The sequence below is a fragment of the Serratia sp. BNK-17 genome (genome assembly GCF_048684935.1).
GTDB classification, from domain to species: domain Bacteria; phylum Pseudomonadota; class Gammaproteobacteria; order Enterobacterales; family Enterobacteriaceae; genus Serratia; species Serratia nematodiphila.
The window spans coordinates 290,407-304,897 of the sequence record NZ_JBLQTR010000001.1 but is presented as its reverse complement, the minus strand read 5'-3'; the positions used below and the strand labels follow the sequence as shown (position 1 = coordinate 304,897).

General features: G+C 59.7%; 13 protein-coding genes. 2 read left to right on the top strand and 11 right to left on the bottom strand.

The window, feature by feature from the left end:
• Nucleotides 1-55: 55 nt before the first annotated feature.
• Nucleotides 56-988, top strand: coding sequence for a tRNA dihydrouridine(16) synthase DusC (dusC, locus tag ACMGF7_RS01490; protein ID WP_197763668.1), 933 nt, complete (start codon nt 56-58; stop codon nt 986-988).
• 41 nt (nt 989-1,029) lie between these two features.
• Here dusC and ACMGF7_RS01485 read toward each other — a convergent pair whose 3' ends face one another.
• The 8 genes from ACMGF7_RS01485 to ACMGF7_RS01450 form a co-directional block, all read right to left on the bottom strand.
• On the bottom strand, nt 1,030-1,296 hold the full coding sequence (locus tag ACMGF7_RS01485) for a hypothetical protein (protein ID WP_033642249.1): 267 nt from the start codon (nt 1,294-1,296) through the stop codon (nt 1,030-1,032).
• Between the two features lie 246 nt (nt 1,297-1,542).
• The gene (fbpC, locus tag ACMGF7_RS01480) at nt 1,543-2,589 is read right to left on the bottom strand and encodes a ferric ABC transporter ATP-binding protein (RefSeq protein WP_049239959.1); all 1,047 of its coding nucleotides are present in this window, start codon (nt 2,587-2,589) and stop codon (nt 1,543-1,545) included.
• 11 nt (nt 2,590-2,600) lie between these two features.
• Entirely contained in the window at nt 2,601-4,679 is a 2,079-nt protein-coding gene (locus ACMGF7_RS01475; RefSeq protein WP_261124447.1) for an ABC transporter permease, read from the bottom strand.
• Between the two features lie 67 nt (nt 4,680-4,746).
• Entirely contained in the window at nt 4,747-5,778 is a 1,032-nt protein-coding gene (locus tag ACMGF7_RS01470) for an ABC transporter substrate-binding protein (protein ID WP_015377030.1), read from the bottom strand.
• Complete coding sequence (uhpC, locus tag ACMGF7_RS01465) at nt 5,775-7,097, bottom strand: MFS transporter family glucose-6-phosphate receptor UhpC (RefSeq protein ID WP_255448225.1); 1,323 nt, start codon at nt 7,095-7,097, stop codon at nt 5,775-5,777. The genes ACMGF7_RS01470 and uhpC overlap by 4 nt, the downstream gene beginning before the upstream one ends.
• Before the next feature lie 66 nt (nt 7,098-7,163).
• A complete protein-coding gene (locus ACMGF7_RS01460; protein ID WP_015377032.1) occupies nt 7,164-8,705 on the bottom strand; it encodes an MASE1 domain-containing sensor histidine kinase in 1,542 nt (513 codons plus the stop codon).
• A complete protein-coding gene (locus ACMGF7_RS01455) occupies nt 8,705-9,334 on the bottom strand; it encodes a response regulator transcription factor (RefSeq protein WP_015377033.1) in 630 nt (209 codons plus the stop codon). Before ACMGF7_RS01455 ends, ACMGF7_RS01460 begins: the two co-directional genes overlap by 1 nt.
• Before the next feature lie 391 nt (nt 9,335-9,725).
• Nucleotides 9,726-10,490: an arylamine N-acetyltransferase family protein gene (locus ACMGF7_RS01450; RefSeq protein ID WP_015377034.1), complete on the bottom strand. Its 765-nt coding sequence runs from the start codon at nt 10,488-10,490 to the stop codon at nt 9,726-9,728.
• A 158-nt stretch (nt 10,491-10,648) separates the two neighbouring features.
• Here ACMGF7_RS01450 and ACMGF7_RS01445 point away from each other — a divergent pair, with 158 nt between their 5' ends.
• A complete protein-coding gene (locus tag ACMGF7_RS01445) occupies nt 10,649-11,269 on the top strand; it encodes an HD domain-containing protein (protein WP_021503991.1) in 621 nt (206 codons plus the stop codon).
• Here the strand turns inward: ACMGF7_RS01445 and ACMGF7_RS01440 are convergent.
• From ACMGF7_RS01440 to pyk, 3 genes are read right to left on the bottom strand one after another with little or no spacing between them, the layout of a single operon-like run.
• Nucleotides 11,229-12,161, bottom strand: a complete 933-nt coding sequence (locus ACMGF7_RS01440; RefSeq protein ID WP_015377036.1) for an AEC family transporter — start codon at nt 12,159-12,161, stop codon at nt 11,229-11,231. The genes ACMGF7_RS01445 and ACMGF7_RS01440 overlap by 41 nt on opposite strands.
• 7 nt (nt 12,162-12,168) lie before the next feature.
• Complete coding sequence (locus ACMGF7_RS01435; protein ID WP_015377037.1) at nt 12,169-12,903, bottom strand: TSUP family transporter; 735 nt, start codon at nt 12,901-12,903, stop codon at nt 12,169-12,171.
• On the bottom strand, nt 12,903-14,336 hold the full coding sequence (gene pyk, locus ACMGF7_RS01430; RefSeq protein WP_015377038.1) for a pyruvate kinase: 1,434 nt from the start codon (nt 14,334-14,336) through the stop codon (nt 12,903-12,905). The genes ACMGF7_RS01435 and pyk overlap by 1 nt, the downstream gene beginning before the upstream one ends.
• Nucleotides 14,337-14,491 lie beyond the last annotated feature (155 nt).

Genomic DNA, 14,491 nt, shown 5'->3' with positions numbered 1-14,491 from the left:
CTGGCGCGGGCATTCACCCGTATCATTGCGGGTCTTTTTTTAGCTGGGATTGGTCATGCGCGTATTATTGGCTCCGATGGAGGGCGTTCTCGATTCTTTGGTGCGTGAGTTACTCACCGAAGTGAACGACTACGATCTGTGCATCACCGAATTTTTGCGCGTGGTCGATCAGCTGCTGCCGGCCAAGTCGTTCTACCGGCTGTGCCCGGAGCTGCGTCACGCCAGCCGCACGCCGTCGGGCACGCTGGTGCGGGTACAGCTGCTGGGGCAGTATCCGCAGTGGCTGGCGGAAAACGCCGCGCGTGCGGTGGAATTGGGCTCTTACGGCGTCGATCTCAACTGCGGCTGCCCGTCCAAGCTGGTGAACGGCAGCGGCGGCGGGGCGACGCTGCTCAAAGATCCGGAATTGATCTACCAGGGCGCCAAAGCGATGCGCGCGGCGGTGCCGGCCCATCTGCCGGTCACGGTGAAGGTGCGCCTGGGCTGGGACTCCTCCAATCGCAGCTTTGAAATCGCCGATGCGGTGCAGCAGGCGGGCGCCAGTGAGCTGACGGTGCACGGCCGCACCAAAGAGGACGGCTACAAGGCGGATCGCATCAACTGGGCGGCGATCGGCGAGATCCGTCAGCGGCTGAGCATCCCGGTGATCGCCAACGGCGAGATCTGGGATCACCAGAGCGCGCAGGATTGCCTGCAGGCGACCGGCTGCGACGCCATCATGCTGGGGCGCGGCGCGCTCAACGTGCCGAACCTGAGCCGGGTGGTGAAATATAACGAACCGCGCATGCCCTGGCCGCAGGTGGTTGAGCTGCTGCAAAAATACGTCCATCTGGAAAAGCAGGGCGACACCGGCCTGTATCACGTGGCGCGCATTAAACAGTGGCTGGGTTATTTGCGTAAAGAATATGATGAAGCCACCGAACTGTTCAGCGAAATACGCGCGCTGACGACGTCCGGGGATATTGCGCGCGTCATCTGCCGCAGCTGAAAATAAACCCGCGCGCGGCGGGTTTATTTAAATCGGCATTATCAGGCGGCTTTATCAAGACGGTTTAATTCTATCTCGATATCCTGAATGGTTTTTTCCAGTCCTTCCAAACAGGCGCCCTGTTTATTCAACAGGTCGTTAATGGCTTCGGCGAATGCCTTATTTTTGCATTCCCCCTGATCGAAGGCCAGCCAGTGTGCGGAGAGCGTCTCGATATTCGACTGCGCGTAGTGGCGCATTTCCTTCAGCTGGGAAGCGACATTGCGTAAATTATCCAGCTGCGCCTGTGCATTTGCATTGTTGCTCATGAATTTCTCCTTGAGTTGGCCGTTAAATAATTTCGACTGCGGGATCAAGCTTACCCTATTTAAATAAAAATATCACCCTGAGTGGTCTGGGTGGTTATTTTTGAGTGGGTGTGGCTATATTTATTGTTTGGCTGAACAAGGACTTGGGTGGAATTGTAAAAATAGATAAATACGGTATTTTTGGCGATTATTTCCGGCCATCCCATACGGGATGACCGTTATTCTAACGCTTAAGAGTGATGCTTATTATGCCGCGTCCGCCAGCATAAACATGCCGTAGGGGTGAATTTCCAGATAATAGCGCTCGCCGACGTTCGGCTGCAGGCGGGTGGCGTTGACCTGCAGTAAAATCTGCTGCCCGTGCCACGCCACCGTTACCTCATACTGCGGCCCCATGTAGGCGACATGTTCGATCACGCAGCGCTGGCTTTCATCGCCATGCTCGCTCAGCGTGATCGCCTCCGGGCGCACGCCCACCGTGCCGGCGCCCTGGGCGGCAAAGTGCGCAGGGCGCGGCAGGCGATAGCCGCTGATGTCGACATGATCGGCGCTGAAGCTGGCCGGGAACAGGTTGGCGTCCCCCATAAAGCTCGCCATAAAGCGCGAGGCGGGCTGCCGATAGAGATCCTGCGGCGAGCCCATCTGCATGATATGCCCCTTGTTCATCACCAGCACGGTGTCGGAGACCGCAAAAGCCTCGCTCTGATCGTGGGTGACGTACAGCGACGTGATATCAAACTGCTTTTGCAGCTCGCGGATCTTTTCACGCATGCTGCGGCGCAGGTTGGCGTCGAGGTTGCTCAACGGCTCGTCGAACAGCAGCACTTTCGGCTTGAGGATCAGCGCGCGCGCCAGGGCCACGCGCTGCTGTTGGCCGCCGGAGATCTGATCGACATAGCGATCGTCAAACCCTGCCAAGTCCACCATCGCCAGCGCTTCCTGCACGCGCGCTTTCACTTCGGCGCGCGGGATGCCGAGCATCTTCAGGCCATAGCCGACGTTTTCCCCCAGCGACATATGCGGGAACAGGGCATAAGACTGGAACACCATGCAGATATCACGCTGCTGGATGGAACGATGGGTAACGTCTTCACCATCAATGAATATCTGCCCGTCGCTCGGCTTTTCCAGCCCGGCGACCAGGCGCAAAATGGTGGTCTTGCCGCAGCCGGAAGGGCCGAGCAGCGTCACCATTTGCCCCCGCGGGATGGTGAGCGTGATGTTATCGATTACCGTGTTGTTGCCGAACCGTTTGGAGACGTTGCGCAGTTCAACGAAATTTTTCTGGCTCATCATGGGCTCCATTACGCCTGGTTTTTGGCTTTTGAACGGGAGATGCGTGCCTCGCCGATCAGCCAGTCAAAGAGGAAAATAATCGCCAGCATCACCACGATCAGAATTGAACCGTAGGCGATCGCCACGCCGTATTCGCCGTCTTCCACGCGGTTGAGGATGTAGGCGGTGGCCACGCGGGTATCGGGCGTCACCAGGAAGACGATGGCGCTGACGGTGGTGATGGCGCGCACGAAGCTGTAGATCAGCGCCGACAGGATCGCCGGGCGCAGCAGCGGCAGCAGGATGTGCGTGATGGTGCGCAGCGAGCCGGCGCGCAGGCTGAGCGAGGCTTCGTCCAGCGATTTGTCTATCTGGCCCAGCCCGGCGATCCCGGCGCGAATGCCCACCGGCACGTTGCGCATCACCATCGAGATAATCACGATGGCGGCCGTGCCGGTGAGGTACACCGGCGCGCCGTTAAAGGCGAGAATGTAAGAGACGCCCGCCACGGTGCCCGGCACCGCAAAGCACAGCATGGTGGTGAACTCGATGGTCTTTTTGCCCTTGAACTGCTGGCGCACCACGATCCAGGCGATCAGCAGGCCGAACGCGGCGGTGATCGGCGCGGCGATCCCGGCGTACAGCAGCGTATCGAGCAGCGAAGGCCACGCGCCGTCGCTCATGCCTTGGCCGAACAGCTTGATGAAGTTATCCAGCGTCAGCGTGTAATCCACCCCCCAGTTGACGGTGAAGCTGCCGTAGAAAATGCTGCCGTAAAGCAGGGCGTTAAAGGCTATCCACACCGCCAGCAGCGCGATCACGCTCCATACCAGCGTGACCGGCAGCGGTTGTACGTCGCCGCGATAGGATTTGCCGGACACGGTGACGTAGGAACGTTTGCCGATCCACATATACTGGATGCAGAACACCAACAGCGAGAACAGCAGCAGGAAGGCGCCGAGGGTGCTGGCGGCCTGATAATCGAGCTGTGAACCGGTAATGTAGAAATAGATTTGCGTCGCCAGCACGTCGAAGTTGCCGCCGAGCACCAGCGGGTTGCTGAAGTCGGCCAGCGATTGCACCACCACGATCAGAAACGCGTTGGCCAGCGCCGGTTTCAGCAGCGGCACGAACACGCCGTTAAAGGTTTGCCAACGGCTGGCGCGCAGGGTGTAGGAGGCCTCTTCCAGCGAAGGATGAATGGTCTTGATCGCGCCGTCGAGGATCATGAACGCCATCGGGGTGAACGCCAGCACCTGCGCCAGCCAGATGCCGGTAAAGCCGTACAGCCAGTTGGTGTTGGTCAGGCCGAACCAGGCCACCATCCACTCGGTCACGTAGCCGGAGCGCCCCATCATCAGCGTGACGCCCAGGCCGACGACGAACGGCGGCGTGACGATGGGCAGGATGGAGAAGATGCGGCCGATAATGGCGCTGCGCTTGGCGATGCGGGTGGTGTAAATCGCCAGCACCAGGCCGAAGAAGGTGCAGCCGGCGCCTACCGCGATCGACAGGGCGATGGAGTTGAGGATCACCTGGACGATGTGCGCCTGCGACAGCACATTCATAAACGCCAGCGGCGCGAAAGCGCCCGTCTGGTCGGTGAACATCGGAATGAAAATCGCGATGCTCGGCCAGACGATGAAGACGCCGATCAGCGCCACGATGGTGACCAGCGCGCCGATAACGAAACGGTCGCCGCCCAGCCAGTCGAGGCGGGTCAGCGCCAACGTCATGATGGCGCCCAGCGCGGTCAACTGCACCAGGGTGGCGTAGCCTAAACCGCGCCCCGCCAGCGTGGCGCTGACGACGATAAAGGCCATGCACAGCAGCGCCCAGCCGGCGTCGAACGCGTGGCGCCGCCGCCGTTCACCGCCCGCCGCAGCGTAAGGGCGCAGCAGCAGCAGGCTCGGCAGCAGGCACCAAAGCCAGCTGATATTGCGATTTGACCAGCCGTAGGCCGCGAGGATCTCTTCGCCGGTGGACTCCAGCAGGCCGTAATCCAGGCTCCAGCTCGGCAGCAGGGCGAACGCCAGCCAGCCGAGCAAAACCCAAAGGAATATCGCATCTCGTTTTTTCACGAGATGGAGTGCATGTGTATGTGACATAAGTTTCCCGGATGTTCAGGCCGGGCAAACCGTGAGGCTTACCCGGCAACAGGCGCAGAATGTGGGCTTATTTACCCATCTTGACTTCGCTGACCCATTTGTTGATCAGCGCCTTGCGGACCTCGGTCGAGCCGTACTTGTCCATGTCGTAGTTGATCAGCTTCAGGTCGTCGAGCTTCAGCGAGTTCGGCGAGGTGTCGGCGGTGGTATTGGTCAGGATCTGATAGGATTTGCCTTGCTTCCACGCCAGCTCCTGCGCCTCTTTCGACAGCACCCAATCCACGAACAGCTTGGCGTTGTCGAGGTTGCGCGCGCCTTTGAGGATGCTGACGCCGCCGATTTCATAGCCGGTGCCTTCGCAAGGCGAGATCAGCTCCAGCGGCGCGCCCTGTTCCTTTTCGAGCGAGTAGTCATGCAGGAAACCGATGCCGATCGCCGTTTCACCGCGGGCGGCGTTGCGCGCCGGGGCAATGCCGGACTTGGTGTACTGCGAAACGTTGGCGTTCAGCTGCTTGAGGTAATCGAACGCCTGATCGTCTCCCCACAGCTGGGCAAAGGTCGCCAGCGCGGTGTAGGCGGTGCCGGAGCTTTGCGGATCGGCGATTTGAATCTCGCCCTTGTATTCCGGCTTGGTCAGGTCTTTCCAGCATTTTGGCACCGGCAGGTTTTTCTCTTTCAGGCGCTGGGTGTTGACGCCGAAACCGAGAATGCCGACGTAGACCGCCGAGGAGTAGTTGCCTTTCAGCTTGGCCGGATCGCGGAATTGCGTCATCACCTGTTCGAGGTTCGGCGATTTGTACGGCTGCAGCAGCCCCATTTCACCGGCCTGGGATTGCGGATCGAGCGTGCCGCCGTACCAGACGTCCGCCTGCGGGTTCTTCTTCTCGGCATCCACTTTCGCCAGCGTGCTGCCGGATCCGTTGCGGATGAACGAGGTTTTCACGTCATATTTCTCGCCGAAGGCTTTGGTTTCCGCTTCGCACATTTCATTGGTGGCGCTGCAGTAGACCACCAGGCGGCCCTTGGCGTGCGCGGCGCCGCTCAGCGTCGCCAGCGCGATGCCGGACGCTATCAGGGTAGTGACCCACGTTTTTTTCATTGTTTTATCCTTCTCTCGGTAGAGGTGGTAACGCTCGCCATCAGCAGCGGCATCAGCAATAAACCCATAAGAACGGCGGCGATGGACAGCAAACTGAACATGCCCGACCAGCCGTAGCCTTCGATGACCCGCGACAGCGGCCAGCCCGCCAGCGCCGCCCCCAGGTAGGCGAACAGGCCGAGAAAGCCGGTGATGGAGCCCGCGGCGCCTTTGTGCCCGCATTCCACGGCGGCGAGGCCAATCAACATCTGTGGGCCGAAGACAAAAAAGCCCACCGTAAAGAAACAGCCCGCCAGCAGCGCGTAGTGATGCACCGGCGCCAGCCACAGCGCGGCGACGGAAACCATCAGCCCGAGCGTGAACAGCAAAATCATCGGCGCGCGCTGCCCGCCGAACAGCACATCCGATCCCCAGCCGGCGAACAGCGCGCCGAGCAGGCCGCCTATCTCGAACAGCATCACCGTCGCGTTGGCGCTGAGCAGGTTGACGCCGTGGCTTTCCGTCAACCACAGATTGCCCCAGTCGTTCAACGCGATGCGGATCAGGTAGACCAGCACGTAAGAGACGCCCAGCAGCCAGATCATCGGGTTCTTCAGCATCGTGGTGCGCAACATCCGCCACAGCCCCATTGGCGGGCTTTGCTGTTCCTGGCGCAGCTCCAGCGGATCGTGGCGCCACCGGCCGACCGACGGCAGGCCTTCTTCCTGCGGCGTGCCTGTCAGCCGCCGCGTGAGCCAGAGGCCCAACACCATGCTGACGGCCCCCGGGATCAACATCGCCGCCTGCCAGCCCCAGCGCTGGGCGGCGAAGGCGCTGATCAGCGGCACGATCGCGCCGCCGAGGTTGATCGACATATTCCAGCAGCCCCACCAGAAGCCGCGCTCGTTGCGCGAATACCAGTGGGTCAGCAGCCGCGCGCAGGGCGGCCAGCCCCAGCCCTGAAAGAAGCCGTTCAGCGCCCAGACCGCCAACAGCAGCGTCAGCGATTCACCGAAGGCGAACGCCACGTTCAGCACGCCGGTGGCGAACAGGCCGATCCCCATAAACCTGCGCTGCCCGTGGCCGTCGTGCCACAATCCGGCGCTGAATTTCGACAGGCCGTAGCTCAGATAAAACAGCGAGCCGAGCAGGCCGATGTCCCCTTTATCCAGCCCCAAATCCATTTGCAGCGCCGGCAGCACGTAATTCACGCTTTTGCGCGTCAGGTAAAAGGCGGCGTAGCCGATGACCATGTACAGCAGCAGTCGCGGGCGCAGCGCGCGGTAACGATGATCGATTTCAGATGCCGAGCGTGTCTGCATAGCCGTCTCCCTGGTGATGACTATAAGAAGGTGAAAGGGAAAGGGGATGAGAGAAAGTCCGGACTGGCTAAGACTTTTTCCTAGTTAGTCGGCGGTTTGTTGCAAATTTGTGGGCAGGTTAACAATTACCCGCGTGCCGCGCTGCGTGTCCAGCGTCAGTTCGCCGCCGAGCGCGCTGACCCGTTCGCGCATTCCCTGAATGCCGAGGCCGGGCGCCTTGTCCGCCCGGATGCCGATGCCGTTGTCCCGCACCTCGAGGTGCAAAAGTGCCCCCTGTTGATACAAAACGATGGCGACTTCGCTGGCTTCGGCGTGTTTGCACACGTTGTTGAGCAGCTCTTGCAGCAGCCGGTAGAGGGTGAAGCGCACCGTCTCGCCGGCGGGCGTGTCGATGAGCCGGTAGTCGAAACGGCAACGGATGCCCCGTTCGCTGAAGGCGAATTCATTCAGCAGGTGGTGAAGCGCGTCTTTGAACGCCAGCTCGTCCAGCGCGGGCGGGCGCAGCTGGCGCAGCAGCTGGCGCGTGGAGTGATGTATGCGCCGGGCGAGATCGGCTATCTGGTTCGCGGCGGCCTGGGTTTGCGCCGGATCGCGCGCCCGCTTGACCAGCTGCGACTGAATTTGAATCGCGGTGATGTTCTGGCCGATTTCATCGTGCAGCTCGCGCGCCAGGTTCTTTCGCGTGTCTTCTTCGGTGTGGATCAGTTTTTCGGTCAACGCCCGCCGCGCCGCCAGCTCTTCTTCCAGCCGTCGGCGATAGTGGTGCAGGTTTTGCGCCAGGTGCTGCTGACGGCTGATGGCGATGCCCAGACCGATGCCAAGCAGCGCCTGCGTCGCCAGAAAGATTTCCAGCTCGACCAGATTGCCGAACCCCACGCCGACCTGCCGCGCGAGGGTGATCATCATGCTGCCGAGCAGGCCGGACAGCACACCGCCCTGCCAGCCGAACTTCCACGCCATCACCACGTTCGGCAAAAACACCACGATCAGCAGCAGGCGTTCGATTTCCGGCGACAGCACCATCTGGGTGCCGATGCCGATAACGAAAAACAGGCTGCACCAGATGATTAAGGACGCGCGCAGCGGCGGGTTGCTGGTGTCCAGCCCCAGCAGATGGTAGCGGTGCTGCTGGCGCAGAAATTCAAAAATCAGGTAGACGAACGGGGTCAGCAAGACACCACCGGTAAATGACGCCAGGCCGAGCAGCATCGCCGGGCTGTGTGCGAAAGGCGCAAGCAGGGCGGTATTGAGCAGCGAGGCGGCGGTCACTGCGGCCAGCAGCAGCGTCAGCCGTTGCCAGTAGAGCGGAAAACGGCGCCAGAATCGCTGTGCGAGCGCGGCCGGGAGCAGGGTGATGAACGGCGCGGCCAGCAGGCTGTAGCCGCTCAGCAGGCGTTCGCCGTGCAGCCAGAACAGCAGCAGCACCGGCGGTATTATCAGGGCGGGCCAATAGCGGCGCGCCAGCAGGATCAGCAGCGCGAGATAGACGCCGTGAGGCAGAAACAGCGCCGCCTGATTGCCGTTGTGGGTCAGGTAGAAACCGAGCGTCCACAGCATCAGCCAGCCGCTGCCCCAGGCCAACAGGATAAACAGCGAGATAACCCAGGGCCGGAAGCGGGGCGACATCAATGCCCCGCCAGCAGCTGATGGTCGAGGGCGAAATGCACCAGTTCAATGGTGCTGCTGCATTGCAGCTTGCCCAGGACGTTGGCGCGATGCACGTGCACCGTTTTGTGGCTGAGATCGAGCTTGAAAGCGATCTCCTTTACGCTGTCGCCTTTGACCAGCAGATCGAAGATCTCGCGCTCGCGCGGGGTCAACGCTTCCAGCGCCGTGGCCGGCTGCTCGCCGCCGCGCAGCGCCCGCAGCGCGTCGGCGCACAGGTAATGGCCGCCCATATCGACGGAGCGCACCGCCTGCACCAGTTCTTCCGGCCCGCAGCGTTTGGTCAGATAGCCGCTGGCGCCGGCATCCAGCGCGCTCTGAACGAAGGTCGGGGAGTCATAAATGCTGAGTATGATCGCGCGAAACTGCGGCTTCTGCGCCCGCAGGCGTTTCAACAGGCTCAGGCCGTTTTCATCCGGCATGGCGATGTCCATCACCGCGACGCTGACGTCGTCGCGCAGCAATGCCGGCCAGGCCGCCGCCGCGCTGCTGTATTGCCCCACCACGTCGAGATCGTCCTCGAGGCTGAGCAATTGCGCAAAGCCGGAGCGCACCACCACATGGTCATCCACCAGTATCACACGGATCATTTTTCGCACTCTGTTGCCGAATCATGGCCCTATGATGCCTGCCGCCGCGGTGCTGGCAATCAGCCAAGCGCGGTTATGCAATCGGTGTAACAGAATCGTAATAAAAGGGCGCCGCCGGTGTAATGCTGGTTACTTAAGCCTGACTGGTATTTTTTATCCAGTATCTTTACGTGATGTGCAGGATGAATTGCCGTAAATACCCTGAATTTTTCTGTTACCACAATGAACGGCAATTGGAGGGGCCGAAGGCGCGGCCCCTCCACCCGCGCCTTCGGCCCCTGGCTCGGTCGAGGCGTATGAGCCTCATGGCGCATCTCACCTTTATCGACCGAAAACTGCACAAATACGTTCAGAAAAACGCTAACTGATCAGCATTACGCCGCTGGCGGCGTTAACGATCCACATCGATGGCGAAATGCTGCCACAGTACGGCGCGCCGTTCCTCTTCCGAATGCAACGTCGTTTCGTGGCGCTGGTGATCTTCGGTCACGATCAGCTTCATGTCGCTGAGGGTCACCCGGCCGTGGTCCGTCGGCCGTGAACACACCAGGCGCTGGGTGAAGTGCGACTGCGGCGAGGTGCTGTGGAATCGGCACATCTCGTCGAACTCGTGCAACTCGCGCGGCTGAACGGTAAAGCGATACAGCGTTTTGGCATGCGAGCGTTGGTCGCCGTTGCGCCGCTCCAGCAGGTAATACTCGCCTTCCCGCTCCAGGTGGAAGGTGCCGCTGGCCTGCGGTTGCGGCTCGGCGACGACGATCTTCAGCGGCGTCAGGAAGGAATCGCCGAAACCGACATCCACCAGCCAGGCCTGCCCCGCCAGATCCACCCGCAGCGCCAGATGGTCGTAGGGCGGGCCGAAATGGCCGTCGCGCGTGCGGATCTCGCCGGAGATGAAGCTCACCTTGAAACCGATCTCCCGCAACAGCAGGGCGAACAGCGTGTTCAGCTCATAACAGAAACCGCCGCGGTTACGCTCGACCACCTTGCTGAACAGCGCCTCCGGCGCCAGTTGAATGCCCTGATGATAAATAATGCTCAGGTTCTCGAACGGTACGCTCAGCATGTGGCGATGGTGCAGCTGTTGCAACGTGGGGAGGTCAGGGCGGGCGGTGCCGGCAAAGCCGATATGCTGCAGGTAGCGTTGGGTATCCACAGGGTGTCTCGCATGAGAAAAAGTAGGCATAAAATAGCGGGCTTTGCGGCGTTTGTGAGCGCATTACGTGCTGCGTTGTTGGCATAACTCATAACCAAATCGACTCAGATGTCAGCATGGCTGCCGTTACACTGAATCGATATGGATAAGGAGAAAGTATGGATTTAACCTTGAAAGCGCAGCGATTTGCCAATGACGCTCACCATGCCTGCAATCAGCGGCGCAAGTTCACCGGAGAGCCGTATATCGTGCACCCCGCGGCGGTGGTGGATTTGCTGCAGCGGGCTGAGCCGACGCCAGAAATGGTCGCCGCTGCCTGGCTGCATGATACGGTAGAAGATACGGCGGTGACCCTGGCGGATATCCGGCGAGAATTCGGTCCGACGGTCGAGCGTTATGTGGAAATGTTGACCGACGTGCAGCCTCGCAGCTACGGCGGTGAGCGTCTGCACCGTAAAAATGCCAATCTGCAGCACAGCGCGCAGGCCTGTGCGGAAGCGCAAACCATCAAACTGTGCGACTTGATTGACAACAGCAAAAACATTACCGATTACGATGTCTCCTTTGCCCGTCACTATCTGGTGGAAATGGCGCGCTTATTGGCTGTTTTATCGGCGGGCGAGGCCGGCCTGTTGGCCTTGGCCCGCCGACAGTGTGCGGAAGCGATCGAGCGCATCAACGATCGTCATGGAGACGACGGCTGGTTCGACGCGTTGTGGCGGAAGTATGAGGCCCATCTTAAGCTGGATGAGCTGAAAACTGGGTCAGCAGCAAAATAACAGGAATGGTGACCGCCGCCAGCAACGTTTGGATCGTGATGATACCGGCCGACAAGCGATGATCGCCGCCCAGCAGTTTCGCCATGATGTAGGCGGAAGGTGTACAGGGTAAGGCGTTAAACAGGACGATAGTCGCCAGCACCGGGCCGGAGATGCCCAGGGTGATGCCGATTCCCAGCGTCAACAGCGGTACCAGCAGTAACTTGACGAAGGTCGATTGCAGTACGGGGCCCTGTGCCGTACGCGCCGCTTTGATATCCAGCCCCGCGCCGACCGCCAGCAACCCCAACGGCAGAGAGGCGCCGCCGAGAATGGTGAGAATGTTCTCCAGCGCCGTGCCGAGCGACCAGCCGCTGGCATTGAAGGCCAGACCGGCCAAGACCGAAAGGATCACTGGGTTTTTCCCCAGCGCTTTGGCGATCTGTCTGCCGCCGGGGCGGGAGCCCTGGCCGTAATGCATCAGTATGACAATCGAGGCCACGTTCAACAGCGGGATGGCGACGGCGATGCTGATTGAGGTCACCGTCAGGCCGGTGTGGCCGAAAGTCGCCGCCGCTGCGGCAACCCCGATGTAGGTATTGGGGCGCAGAGCGCCCTGTATGACGGAAGAGAAAACCGGCCCGGGCTGTTTTAGCCAGATTCGCCAGAGGTACAACGACAAGGCGCCGATCAACACGGCGCCCAGGACCGACAGGGCGATCGGCCGTACCGGAAACTGGCTCAGGTCGGCTTTGCCGACCTGAATAAACATCAGCGCCGGGAAGAGATAAAAGTAGTTCAGCTTCTCGCAGGGCAGCCAGAAAGCCCGATCGATCAGGTTTTTGTGCCGCAGAGTGAATCCCATGGCGATTAAAAATATCACCGGGATCAGAGAAAAGAGAGTCGTCGTCATGGGGAGCCTATAAATAGCCTTTAGTGAGAACGGCCACGCCATAGAAGGCAATAAAGCCGGTTACCATTTTTTCATAAACGGGAGCGCTGGTTCTCTTGAACAGCAGATTGCCGACGACCAGATACACCAGCAGAGCCAGCGGTGCCGCGGCGAAACCGTCGAGGTTCAGGGCTTGCCATTTAATGCAGGCCAGCGTGGCCAATTGGATTAAACCGAACATCAGGTAATAACGGGAGACGGTGGTTCTTATCTCCAGTTTCTCGCGATGGCTGGCGGTAGCGTAGAGTGCCAGCAAGGCGCCACCCATGTTGGTGACGCCATGTATCAGGCCCATGACTGCGATATAAGCGCGCTGATGTTTGCCGAGATAACGCTTCACGGTTTCCTGCAGTGACAGACGAAAGCGCATCAAGGCGGAAAACAGCAGGATGGCGCCCACCAGCAGATCGACATTCATCTTCACCGTCGAATGCAAGACCAGGCTCAGCGCCAGAATGACGAAAATGGCGCAAATCAGCATATTGACCTTTTCGCGAGCGGGAAAAGCAATTCGTCGGGCGCCAAGCGTCTGCGTCAGAGAGATCAGCACCGACGACGGCAGCAGCAGCCCAAGTACGGAGGAGAAATCAACGCCCAGCATTAATAGCGTCGGTGTACCGAATACCAAGATGCCCATGCCGAAAACCGATTGGATCACGGCAAATAGCGCAATCACCAGATAGAACAACGCATGATTATCCATCAGGCCACCTCTTCTTTCCGGTAGGGTTCCCGCGCCGCGTCAGATTGCAGGTAGGCATCGGCGCTGAGCGTGCGCAAGATATTCCCGCTGATATGCTGATTGTCTTGCTGGGCGCTGACCAGCAGCAAAACATCGTGCCGATTTATCAATCCATTGTCTGACAGGACATTCAGAGCCAAACGTTCGGTTTCCGGCTGTGTCAGATCGATCCGAGGCAATGTCAGGCCGGTGATGCCTGGCAGCATATTCCAGCTGCGCACCGTCGCCGCATCGTTGCCGAATGCGACGATCGGGATGCCGATGTTGGCCATGGCGGCGATGCGCACGCTGTAACCTGTGCGAGAAAACACCACCACCCGGGAGATCGGCAAGGCGCGGATAAGGGCGCCGACAGCCTGTCGAATATCGTCAACCTGCGCAGGGGGGGATGAGTGGGGCGCATGCGCTAAATGCTGTTCCGCCTGATGGGCTACGCTGGCGATACGGGCAACGGCCTCCAGAGGATAGCGGCCTACGGCGGTTTCACCGGAGAGCATCACCGCCGCGGCGCCATCCAGCACCGCGTTGGTGATATCGCTGACCTCCGCTTTGGTTGGCAGCGGGTTCTCTATCATGCTGTGCAGCAATTCCGTCGCTACGATGGTGGGTTTGCCCGCATGGGAGGCGGCTCGGAGGATCTGTTTTTGGTAGAGAGAAACGCGGTCGATCGAGGTTTCCACCGCCAGATCGCCGCGATCGATCATGATAACGTCGGCGGCGGCGATGACTTCCTCCAGATGCTCTATGCCGCCGCTGTTTTCCACTTTCGCCACGATGCGGGGCGTATCGCCTCCGATCAGCGTTCTGATCGCGTTGATGTGTGCCGCGCTTTCGACGAAGCTTATGCCGATGTAGTCCACTTGATGCGCTTTGGCGAAGGCGATCATGTCGCGATCTTTCTCCGTTATCAGCGCCTGCCCGAGATCGATGCCAGGCACATTGATGCCTTTGCGGCTTTTCAGTTGGCCGTCCATGTCGGCCTGCAGGTAGATGTCCCGATCGACGATGTTAACGACCTGGAACGAGAGGGTGCCATCATCGGCGAAAACCTTATCACCCACCGTCAGCCGTTCATGCAACCGGCCGTACCCCACCGGGACTTTTTCCTCCCCGTTATGTGAGGTATCGGTCGTGAGGATCAGCGTTTGCCCTTTAGTGAATGAGGGTTCGTGTTTCAGTTGCAATGTGCGGATTTTTCTACCGGGAATGTCCAACAGCACCGGCGTATCCGGCAACGTTTTACGCAGCAGGGCGATGGTTTCCGCATGCCAGTCGAGCGTGTTGTGCGAACCGTTCAATCGGGCGACGGACATGCCGGCTTTTTCCAGCGCTGCCAACGTGTTGATATGGCGAGAGGCGGGGCCAATGGTAGCGATAATGCGAGTCTTTGCCATGATAAATGCTCCGAAAAGTTAAGATGCATTTATCTATGACAGTTTTGTGACAGTGGGGAAAATAGGGGTTTAATCTAACTAATATATAAAAAGTTATAATGAGTTTTGGCGTCAGAGCGGGTGCGCCTTATACATTTAATGATGAAAATAAAATG